Genomic DNA, 8,050 nt, shown 5'->3' with positions numbered 1-8,050 from the left:
GCTGTCTCACAGCCCGGCACGCTGCCATCAGCCACCCTCACCACCAACCCGCCGCGCCGAAACCCGCCCACGATCACCCACGTGCGGAATGCAGGGCTAGCGGTGCCGGAGGTTTCTGCTGCCCAGCGGGTCGGGTCCGAAGCATAGTCCATTGTAGAGCAGCTACTTTATTTTAAGTTTATTCCCAGCTGGAATGCGGGTTTCCGGCCATGATTGAGGGAACTGTTGACAGGCGGCATCCACGAATCGAATAATTCCCCTGCATTGCTGCGGGCCGCACTCGGTATTCCGCGGCGCTCGACTCCTGATTCCTAGTCTTGCCAGAAGGGGAGATCGGTAGATGACCAAATACCGCAGTTCACCGCAGCTTTCGAGGCGGAGTGTTCTCGCGTCGGCGGGTGCCGGTGCGGCGGCGGCGCTGTTGGGCGCTGCTGGGCGGCCCGGGGTCGCCGAAGCCGCCTTGCCCGGCCGTGCCGGGACGCGGGTCGTGGTGATCGGCGGTGGGATCGCCGGGGTCGCCGCCGCCTGGCTGATGGATGGGAACTGCAATGTGACGCTGCTGGAGGCGGCGTCCACGCTGGGTGGTCACAACGCCACCGTCCAGCTCGACGTCGACGGCCGTCAGGTGGCCGTCGATCTCGGCGCGCAGTTCTTCGGGCCAGCCTCACACCCGATCTATCACAAACTCGTGACGTCGGTTCTGCAGTTGCCGACCGTACCGAACGCCTTGTACAACACCGTCGCGCAGTATGGGGTGCCCACCCCGGTCATGGTCTCACCCTCGGCCGGGCGTCCGATCACCGACGTGCTGCCCTACCTGCCCGGGCTGCAGGCCATCGGCGTGGTCATGGCCGGGGCAATGGACCTGGAAACCCGCCAAGACTGGGATACCACCGTCGCCGACTTCGTCGAGGCATTGGCCATCGATGAAACTCTGAAACAGAACCTTGTTTATCCGTTTGTGGCGTCCTTGAATGGCGCGTCGATCACCCAGGTCAAGGCCTTCTCGGCGCGCGCCGCGTTGGCGCTCGGGGTCCGCCCGCTTGTCGGCGACGGTGCCGAGCAACGGACGGAGTACGTCAACGCACGGGACGGTCTGCAAGCCGTCATCGCGGCGCTCGCCGGTGAGTTCACCACCGTGACCGCGCTGACCAACTCGGCGGCCGTGGGGCTCGGTCGGGACGGCGGGCTGTACCGGGTCGTCGATGCGGTGGGTCGGGTGTACGTCGCGGAGCACGTGGTGCTGGCGCTGCCACCGGAGCCGGCGGCGACGCTTGTTGCTCAGCTGCCCGGTGCCGATCCGCTCGTTCGGGCCTACCGTCGCTTCGGGTACATGCCGGCGCGTATCGCCGTGCACCGGGACCCCATCTACATGCCGGCCGCGTCCGCGGACTGGTCGTCGTTCAACATCCTGCGAGACGGCGACTACGCAGAGGCGTCGATCGCCTACCAGCAACTGCGCGGCGACGTCACCCTCTACAAGAGTTGGGCGCTCAACCGCCGGCAGGAGCCGACGCAACTGCTGGCGGAGACGACCTTCCGCCACCCCGTGATCACGCCGGACTTCATCCGGGCGCAGTCCGTGCTGCACGACAGCAACGGCCGCGATGGGCTCTGGTTCGCTGGCAGTCACGTTCTCGACGTGGACAGCCAGGAGAGCGCCCTCGTCACCGCTATCCGGGTGGCCGCCAAGCTGTCTCCGCTCTCAGCGAACCGCCGCCGGCTGGGCACGTTGCCGCCATCACCGGTGATCCCCTGACCATCCGCCGAACCTCGCGTCCTGGTCGGGCAGGGTGCCCCTGAGGGGCTGCGGCGCGTGCGTGGCCGCGGCCCCACACCCGGGCGCGACTTCGACCTGGCCGGCAGGCGGATGGTCTTCGTCGACCCGTCCGACGGCCCTGCTGCGGGACACCCCGGGCAGCTGTGGTCGGCCCAGCGCGGTGAGGGAGGTCCAGGCGGCGACGGCGTCCGGTAACGCGCTGAGCCTGTTGTCATTCAGGTCGAGGGATCTGAGCGAGGTCCAGGCAATGACGGTGTCTGGCAGGGTGTCCAGGTTGTTGTCGGACAGGTCGAGGGCACTCACGCGAGCCGAGCCGGACTCTCGCACAGCAGCTCGGCAAGATCGCCGCTGGTAAGGCCGAGGCCGCCGAGCTTGACATGCCCGTTGGTAGCGGCAGCTGTGCGGTGCCTGGCCTCGACAAGCGCGCCGTCGTCCATGCCGAAGCAGCGTAGTCCCTTGTGCACAGTCGGTATCACCGACCGGGGCGGCCCCGCTGCCTCCGGGCCGCGACCGGGAAGACCCGCTGGCAGGCCGCCGACCGCCGATTGGCCGTGGCTGACCCGCGCTGACCAGGCATAGCGTCGGTGGCATGGAGATCGCACAGGCGCAGCAGTTGTGGAAGCCGGAGCCCGGCTGGTTGAACACCGCCTCCTACGGGTTGCCGCCCGAGCCGGCCTGGACGGCGTTGCAGGAATCCCTCGCCCAGTGGCGTGTCGGCAGCACCTCCTGGGAGGGCTGGGGCGACTCGGTGCAGCGGGCCCGTACCGCGTTCGCCGGCCTGATCGGGGTGCCCGACGTCGACGTGGCGGTCGGGGCGACGGTCTCCCAGATGCTCGCGCCGGTGGCGGCGTCGCTGCCGGCCGGCGCCACCGTGGTCGTTCCGGAGGTCGAGTTCACCTCGAACCTGTTCCCGTGGTTGGTGCAGCAGGAGCGGGGGGTGACCGTCCGCACCGTGCCGGCGGACCGGCTGGCCGACGCCGTCGACGCCGACACGGACGTGGTCGCGTTCAGCCTGGTGCAGTCGTCCGACGGATCCGTCGCCGGGTACGACGAGATCGTGGCCGCAGCCCGCGCGCACGACGCGCTGGTGGTGGTGGACGCGACCCAGGCGTGCGGGTGGCTGCCGTTCGACGGCGGCCGGGCCGACGTGGTGGCCGTGGGCGGCTACAAGTGGCTGATGAACCCGCGCGGCACCGCGTACGCCTATCTCGCCCCCGCGCTGCGCGAGCATCTGCGTCCGGACGCGGCCGGCTGGTTCGCCGGCCAGGACCCGCACGCCTCCTACTACGGCCTGCCGTTGCGGTTGGCCGACGATGCCCGCCGGTTCGACATCTCGCCGGCCTGGTTCAGTTGGGTGGGCGCGGCCCCGGCCATGGGGTTGGTCGCCGAGATCGGCGTGCCGGCGGTCCAGGCGCACGACGTGGCGTTGGCCAACCGGTTCCTGACCGGCCTGGGTCGGCCGGCGGGGGACAGCGCCATCGTCACCGTCGACGTGCCGGACGCCGAGCAGCGCCTCGCGGCGGCCGGCATCCGGGCGGCGGTCCGGGCCGGCCGGGTCCGCGCCTCGTTCCACCTCTACTCCACCGAGGCGGACGTGGACGCCGCACTGGAGGCGCTGACGGGGTGACCCGGCTCAGGCCAGGTGACCGCCGATCTTCGTGTACCCGCGCAGCAGGTCCCGAGAGATGATCAGGCGCTGCATCTCGTCGGTGCCCTCGAAGATCCGGTACAGCCGGACCTGCCGATACCAGCGTTCGATGGGCAGCTCGCGGGTGTAGCCCATGCCGCCGTGGATCTGGAGCACCCGGTCGACCACCCGGTTGACCATCCCGGCGCCGTAGAGCTTGCCCATCGACGAGGCGTGCCGGGGGTCCAGGCCCTGATCGACCGTCCACGCCGAGCGCAGCACCAGCCAGCGCGCCGCCTCCAGTTCGGTCTCCGAGTCGGCGATCATCCACTGGATGGCCTGGTTGGTGCCGATCTTCGCGCCGAAGGTCTCCCGGGTGTTGCCGTAGTCGATCGCCATCTGCAGCACCCGCTCGGCGATGCCGATGGCGTGTGACGGGATGGTGTAGCGACCCTTGCCGATCCACTCCATGCCGAGGGTGAAGCCCTGCCCGATCTCGCCGAGGATGTTGCGGTGCGGCACGCGTACCCCCTCGAAGATGAGCGACGCGGGCCCGCCCTCGCCCATGGTCTGGATGAACTCCGAGCGCCAGCCCATCGCCCGGTCCACCAGGAACGCGGTGGCGCCGCCGTTGCGGGCGCCCTTCTCCCGGTCGGTCACCGCCACCACGATGGCGAAGTCGGCATCGTGCCCGCCGGTGATGAAGGTCTTCTCACCGTCGAGGACCCAGTCGTCGCCGTCGCGCCGGGCCGACAGCCGGATGTTCGCCGCGTCCGACCCGGCGCCCGGTTCGGTGATGGCGAAGCAGGAACGCCGCTCACCCTCGATCGTCGGGATGAGGAACTCCCGCTTCTGCTCCTCCGTGGCGTGGAACAGGATGTTGTCCGCCTCGCCGCCGAAGCGGAACGGCACGAACGTGCGGCCCAGCTCCGTCCAGATCAACGACTGGAGGACGGCCGGCAGGTTCATGCCGCCGTACTCCTCGGGGGTGGCCAGGCCCCAGAAGCCGAACTTGCGGGCCTTGAGTTGCAGCTCGCGCAGCTCGGAGTGGTCCAGGCCGGGCTGGTGCGCCCGTTCCCGGCGGAGCACCTCCGCCTCCAACGGCATCACCTCGCGGCTGATGAACGACCGGACGGTGTCCCGTACCGCCCGCTCCTCGTCGGTGAGCGAAAAGTCCACGGTGGTCCTCCTGGCGTCGGCGCTCCCGGTCACCCTTAAACTAGCGGTGTAAGTTTTGCCGCGTCCAGACCCGGCCGCCGCGACCGCGAGGAGCGCAGTGCCCCGACCCCGTCAGCCCCGGCTCACCCGGCAGCTCATCGTCGAGACCGCCACCGCGCTCATCGACGCCGAGGGCATGCCGGCGTTCTCCACCCGCCGGCTCGCCGCCGAGCTGGGCGTGCGGGGGCCCTCGCTCTACAACCACTTCGCCACCAAGGACGAGATCCTCGACGCGGTCGCCGACACTGTCACCGGCGCCGTCGACACCAGCGGCTTCGCCGGCCGGGACTGGGTCGCGGCACTGCGCGACTGGGCCTGGTCGTACCGGCGGGCGCTCACCGCGCACCCGAACATCGTGCCGTACCTGGCGCAGGGCCCCGGTCGCCGACCGGCCGCCCTCGCCATGGCCGACGCGGTCTACGGCGGCCTCGTCCGCGCCGGCTGGCCGCCCGCGCGGGCCACCCACATCGGCGCGGCACTGCGCTACTTCGTGGCCGGGTCGGCGCTCGGCTCGTTCGCCCGCGGCTTCGTCGAGGACCCCGAGCTGTACGCGGCGCACTACCCGCACCTGCGTCAGGCGCACCGGCTCGCCGAACACCAGCAGAGCGTCGACGAGGGCGCCTTCGCCCTCGGCCTGGACGCCCTGCTGCACGGACTGGCCGCCGAGTACGCCCGCACCGTCGACCCGGTGGAGTCCGGCCGGCCCAGCGGGTAGCGTCCAAACTCCCAGCGCTAGTTTCACCGCCGCCGCCAACCCCGCCGTCGCCATCGCCCCACCCCCGAAGGGACGCCATGGACCTCGCCGCCCCGCCGTCGCAGCTGCCCGACGCCCTGCGCCTCAGGCGCCACCTGCACATCGGCGGCGAGTGGGCCTCTCCCGCCGGCACCGACGTGACCGACGTGGAAGCCCCGAGCACCGGCGAGCTGATCGGGCAGGTGCCCGCCGGCACGGCAGCCGATGTGGACCGTGCCGTGGCGGCCGCCCGCGCCGCGTTCCCGGCCTGGGCCGCCACCGCGCCCGCCGAACGCGCCGCGCACCTCGACCGGCTGCACGCCGCGCTCGCCGCGCGGGCCGACGACCTCGCCCGCACCATCGCCGTCGAGCTGGGCGCCCCGCTGAAGCTCGCCACCCGGGTGCAGGTCGGGCTGCCACTGACCGTGCTGCGCGACCACGTCACGCTCGCCGCCCGCCCAGCGGTCGAGGAGAGCATCGGCAACTCCCTCGTGGTCCGCGAGCCGATCGGCGTGGTCGGCGCGATCACCCCGTGGAACTACCCGCTGCACCAGGTGATGGCGAAGCTCGCGCCCGCGCTGGCCGCCGGCTGCACGGTGGTGCTCAAGCCCAGCGAGCTGACCCCGTTGACCGCGTACCTGCTCTTCGACGCGGTCACCGAGGCCGGGTTGCCGCCGGGCGTGCTCAACCTGGTCCCCGGCACCGGGCCGGTGGTCGGCGAGGCGCTCGCCGGGCACCCCGACGTCGACCTGGTCTCGTTCACCGGGTCCACCGCCACCGGTGCGCGGATCATGCGACTGGCCGCCGACCGGATCGCCCGGGTCGCGCTGGAGCTGGGCGGCAAGTCCGCAAACGTGATCCTCCCCGACGCCGACCTGGCCACCGCCGTCAAGGTGGGCGTCGGCAACGCCCTGCTCAACTCCGGGCAAACCTGCACCGCGTGGACCCGGATGCTCGTGCACCGCGACCGGTACGACGAAGCCCTGCACCTGATCGCCACGGCGGTGGCCGGCTACCGGCTCGGCGACCCGTTCGACCCGGCGACCCGGCTCGGCCCGTTGGTCTCCGCCGCCCAGGCCGAGCGGGTGCGCGGCCACATCGACCGGGCCCTCGCCGACGGTGCCCGGCTGGTCGTTGGCGGGCCTGACGCCCCGGTGCCGGCCCGGGGGCACTTCGTCGCCCCGACCGTCTTCGCCGACGTGCACCCCGACAGCGCGCTCGCCCAGCAGGAGGTGTTCGGCCCGGTGCTCGCCGTCATCCCGTTCGCCGACACCGACGAGGCGGTCGCCATCGCCAACAACTCGACGTACGGGCTGGCCGGCGCGGTCTGGTCCGCCGACACCGACGCGGCGCTCGCGGTGGCCCGGCGGCTGCGCACCGGTGCCGTCGACATCAACGGCGCACCGTTCAACCCGCTCGCCCCGTTCGGCGGCTACAAGCAGTCCGGCCTGGGCCGCGAGTTGGGCGTGCACGGGCTGGCCGAGTTCTGCGAGCTGAAGGCGATCCAGCGATGACCGACCCCGAGCTGTCCCCGGCCGCGCCCTCAGGCCGGCCCGAGCCGTCCCCGGCCGCGCCGGGCGGCGGCACCGAGCCGGCGCCCGCGCCGGTCATTGTTCGCGCGCTCGTCGCGCGCGGATCCGGCGCCGAGCTGCGGGTCGAGCGGGTACGCCTGCCCGCGCCCGGCACCGGCGAGGTGCGGGTGACGATCAGGGCGGCCGGGGTCTGCCACTCCGACCTGTCCATGGTCAACGGCACCCTCGCCGCGAGGTTTCCACTGGCGCTGGGGCACGAGGCGACAGGTGTGGTGGCCGAGGTCGGGCCGGGCAGCCACCTGACGGTCGGCACTCCGGTGGTGCTCAACTGGGCACCGGCCTGCCGGGCCTGCTGGTGGTGCCGGCGCGGCGAGACGTGGCTCTGCGCCGACACGACAGCCCCGACCGTGCCGCGCGGCGAGACCGACGACGGGGTTCCGCTGCACCTGACCCTCGGCCTCGGCGCGCTCGCCGAGGCGGTGGTGGTACCCGAGCGTGCCGTCATCCCGATCCCCGCCGGTCTGCCGCCCGAGCAGGCCGCACTGCTCGGCTGCGCGGTGCTCACCGGCGTCGGCGCGGTCCGGAACACCGCCCGGGTGGCACCCGGCGAGTCGGTAGCCGTCGTCGGCCTCGGTGGGGTCGGGCTCGCCGTGCTCAGCGCGGCCCGCCGGGCCGGCGCCACGACGATCCTGGCCATCGACGTCGCCGAGGCGAAGCGGGACCTGGCGCTCGCCGCCGGGGCGACCGACTTCCTGCTCTCCGACGACCGGCTCTCCAAGGAGGTGCGGGCCCGCACCGAGAGCCGCGGCGTCGACCACGCCTTCGAGTGCGTCGGTCGGGCCGCCACCATCCGCGCCGCCTGGCGGCTCACCCGGCGTGGGGGAGCGGTGACAGTGGTCGGAATGGGAGCGAAGGACGACATGGTCAGCCTCGGCGCGCTGGACATCTTCCACTCCGCGCGCACCCTGCGCTCCTCGGTGTACGGCTCGTCCGACCCGGACCGGGAGGTGCCGGTGCTGGCCGCCGAACTCGCCGACCGTGCACTGGATCTGGGTGTGCTGGTCAGCGGAACGATTCCGTTGGACGAGGCGCCCGCGGCGTTCGACCGGCTGGCGCGGGGCGAGGGCGCTCGCTGGGTGGTAACCCTGGACTGACCCTCG

At 72.1% G+C, this 8,050-nt stretch carries 8 protein-coding genes; 5 read left to right on the top strand and 3 right to left on the bottom strand.

Annotated features, from left to right (window positions below):
* The first annotated feature begins 340 nt into the window (after positions 1–340).
* Positions 341–1,759: an FAD-dependent oxidoreductase gene (locus AB0H52_RS15515; protein ID WP_151488382.1), complete on the top strand. Its 1,419-nt coding sequence runs from the start codon at positions 341–343 to the stop codon at positions 1,757–1,759.
* On the opposite strand, the gene AB0H52_RS15510 is transcribed toward AB0H52_RS15515, so the two are convergent.
* Positions 1,742–2,083 (bottom strand): hypothetical protein, encoded by a 342-nt coding sequence (locus AB0H52_RS15510; protein ID WP_192580138.1) that lies wholly within the window; start codon positions 2,081–2,083, stop codon positions 1,742–1,744. The genes AB0H52_RS15515 and AB0H52_RS15510 overlap by 18 nt on opposite strands.
* Complete coding sequence (locus tag AB0H52_RS15505) at positions 2,080–2,217, bottom strand: hypothetical protein (protein ID WP_192580139.1); 138 nt, start codon at positions 2,215–2,217, stop codon at positions 2,080–2,082. The genes AB0H52_RS15510 and AB0H52_RS15505 overlap by 4 nt, the downstream gene beginning before the upstream one ends.
* Positions 2,218–2,369: 152 nt before the next feature.
* On the opposite strand from AB0H52_RS15505, the gene AB0H52_RS15500 reads away from it, so the two are divergent.
* Positions 2,370–3,407 carry an aminotransferase class V-fold PLP-dependent enzyme gene (locus AB0H52_RS15500; RefSeq protein WP_357947999.1) on the top strand — a complete coding sequence of 346 codons (1,038 nt, stop codon included), beginning with the start codon at positions 2,370–2,372 and terminating at the stop codon, positions 3,405–3,407.
* 6 nt (positions 3,408–3,413) lie between these two features.
* Here AB0H52_RS15500 and AB0H52_RS15495 read toward each other — a convergent pair whose 3' ends face one another.
* Entirely contained in the window at positions 3,414–4,586 is a 1,173-nt protein-coding gene (locus AB0H52_RS15495; RefSeq protein WP_357947996.1) for an acyl-CoA dehydrogenase family protein, read from the bottom strand.
* A gap of 97 nt (positions 4,587–4,683) precedes the next feature.
* Between AB0H52_RS15495 and AB0H52_RS15490 the strand changes: the two genes are divergently transcribed.
* The 3 genes from AB0H52_RS15490 to AB0H52_RS15480 all read left to right on the top strand — a co-directional run bounded on the left by AB0H52_RS15490 (position 4,684) and on the right by AB0H52_RS15480 (position 8,044).
* Positions 4,684–5,340 (top strand): TetR/AcrR family transcriptional regulator C-terminal domain-containing protein, encoded by a 657-nt coding sequence (locus AB0H52_RS15490; RefSeq protein WP_151488386.1) that lies wholly within the window; start codon positions 4,684–4,686, stop codon positions 5,338–5,340.
* 77 nt (positions 5,341–5,417) lie between these two features.
* Positions 5,418–6,872: an aldehyde dehydrogenase family protein gene (locus AB0H52_RS15485; protein ID WP_357947993.1), complete on the top strand. Its 1,455-nt coding sequence runs from the start codon at positions 5,418–5,420 to the stop codon at positions 6,870–6,872.
* The gene (locus AB0H52_RS15480; protein ID WP_357947990.1) at positions 6,869–8,044 is read left to right on the top strand and encodes an alcohol dehydrogenase catalytic domain-containing protein; all 1,176 of its coding nucleotides are present in this window, start codon (positions 6,869–6,871) and stop codon (positions 8,042–8,044) included. Before AB0H52_RS15485 ends, AB0H52_RS15480 begins: the two co-directional genes overlap by 4 nt.
* The last annotated feature ends 6 nt before the right edge of the window (positions 8,045–8,050 follow it).

It is taken from the genome of Micromonospora sp. NPDC050695 (genome assembly GCF_040654415.1).
Lineage (GTDB): Bacteria > Actinomycetota > Actinomycetes > Mycobacteriales > Micromonosporaceae > Micromonospora.
Note: the sequence above shows the minus strand (reverse complement) of the source record. Positions and strands in the feature narration are given on the sequence as shown.